The sequence below is a fragment of the Nocardia violaceofusca NBRC 14427 genome, from assembly GCF_963869435.1.
Taxonomy (GTDB): Bacteria; Actinomycetota; Actinomycetes; order Mycobacteriales; family Mycobacteriaceae; genus Nocardia; species Nocardia aobensis.
Genome location: NZ_CAWMPM010000070.1, coordinates 1 through 2,042, shown reverse-complemented (window position 1 = coordinate 2,042; position 2,042 = coordinate 1). Strand labels below are relative to the sequence as shown.

The window sequence follows — 2,042 nt, the reverse complement described above, 5'->3', positions numbered from 1 at the left end:
CCGGTGATCAGTTGGCGCGGGGTTATCTGCGTCGTCCGGATCTGACTTCGGATCGGTTCGTGGCCAATCCGTTCGGTGCGGCCGGGACTCGGATGTATCGCACCGGCGACCTCGTCCGCTGGAACGCGGGCGCCCTCGATTATCTGGGTCGGATCGACTTCCAGGTGAAGTTCCGGGGTCAGCGCATCGAGCTGGGCGAAGTCGAAGCCGCGTTGCTGGCCGTTCCGGGCGTCAGCCAGGCGGTCGCGCTGGTCGTCGCCGGGCCCACCGGTGAACAACTCGTCGGCTATGCGGTGCCCGCGCCCGGACATCACCTGGATCCGACGGCGCTGCGTGCGAGTCTCGCCTCGGCCCTGCCTTCGTACATGGTGCCCGCGGTCGTGACGGTGCTGGACGCGTTGCCGCTCAACACCTCCGGAAAGCTCGACCGCAAGGCGTTGCCCGCGCCGGTGTTCGAGGCGCAGGTGTTCGCCGCGCCCGTCACCGTGGTCGAGGAACTCGTGGCGAACGTGTTCGCCGAGGTGCTCGGCATCGAGCGGGTGGGTCGCGACGACGACTTCTTCGCACTGGGCGGCAACTCGCTGAGCGCCACCCGGGTCGCGGCGCGGCTCGGCTCCGCCCTCGACACCCGGGTGCCGGTCCGCCTGGTCTTCGAGGCCGGCAGCGTGGCGGCCCTCGCCTCCCGAGTGGAGACGAACCGGTCCGATGCGGATCGCCCGGCGCTCACCGCCCGGCCGCGTCCGGAACGCATTCCGCTGTCGCTCGCGCAGCAGCGGATGTGGTTCCTCAACCAGTTCGACACCACCTCACCCGCCAACAACATCCCGTTCGCCGTCCGGCTGACCGGCGCACTGGACATCGCGGCACTGCGCGCGGCCATCGGCGATCTGGTGGCCCGGCACGAGGTGCTGCGGACGGTCTACCCGGCCGTGGACGGTGTCGGCTACCAATCGGTGTTGCCCCCGTCGGTCGTGCCGGACGTGCCGGTGATTCCGATCGCCGAGAGCGAGATCGAAGGCTGGGTCACCGAATTCGCGCTTCGCGGTTTCGACGTCGCGGCCGAGGTGCCGCTGCGGATCGCAGTGCTGGAGCCCGAGACCGACGTGCACGTGGTGGTCATGGTGACGCACCACATCGCCGCCGACGGCGCGTCGGTGGCGCCGCTGGTCCGAGACCTCATGACCGCTTACCTCGCGCAGGAAGCGGGCAGTGCGCCCACTTGGACGCCGCTGCCGGTGCAGTACGCGGACTACACACTGTGGCAGCGAGATCTGCTGGGTGACGAGGAAGATCCGCAGTCGTCGGCCGCCGCTCAGATCGCGTTCTGGCGGGAGGCGCTGGCGGGTCTGCCCGAGCGGCTCGACCTTCCGGCCGACCGGGCGCGCCCGTACACCGCCTCGGGTGTCGGACGCACCCTGGCCTTCGAGATTCCGGCGTCCACGCGCGCCGCGGCGATCCGGTTGGCGCGGGCACAGAACTCCTCGGAGTTCATGGTGGTGCACGCGGCCTTCGCCGCGCTGCTGGCCCGGCTCTCCGGTACCTCTGACATTTCCATCGGCACCCCGGTGGCCGGCCGCGGCGAGCGCGAGCTCGACGATCTGATCGGCATGTTCGTCAACACCCTGGTGCTGCGGACCGAGATCGATCCGGGCGAGAGCTTCACCGAACTGCTGGCGCGGGTGAAACGAACCGACCTCGCCGCGTTCTCCCACGCGGAGCTGCCGTTCGAGCGCCTGGTGGAGGTGATGGATCCGGTTCGCGCTCCTTCGCACCACCCGCTGTTCCAGGTCGCGCTGTTCTTCCAGAACTTGGAGAAGGCCGGTCTGGAGCTGCCCGGAATCCGCGTGGACGAACTGGGCATCGACGGGGCGATCGCGAAATTCGATCTGCAACTGACCATTTCGCCGCCGGAGGACGAATCCGCCCCGGCCGCGGCACTGTTCACCTATGCGACGGATCTGTTCGACGAGTCGACGGTCGACGCGTTCGCCGGTCGCTTCGTGCGGCTGCTGGATGCGCTGCTGGCCGACCCGGAACGGTCC

1 protein-coding gene is annotated in these 2,042 nt (G+C 69.3%); it reads left to right on the top strand.

What is annotated here, in order from left to right; all coding sequences use genetic code 11:
• Positions 1–2,042, top strand: a 2,042-nt coding sequence (locus AC5592_RS34350) for a condensation domain-containing protein (RefSeq protein WP_157122449.1), incomplete at both ends; no start/stop codon positions are given.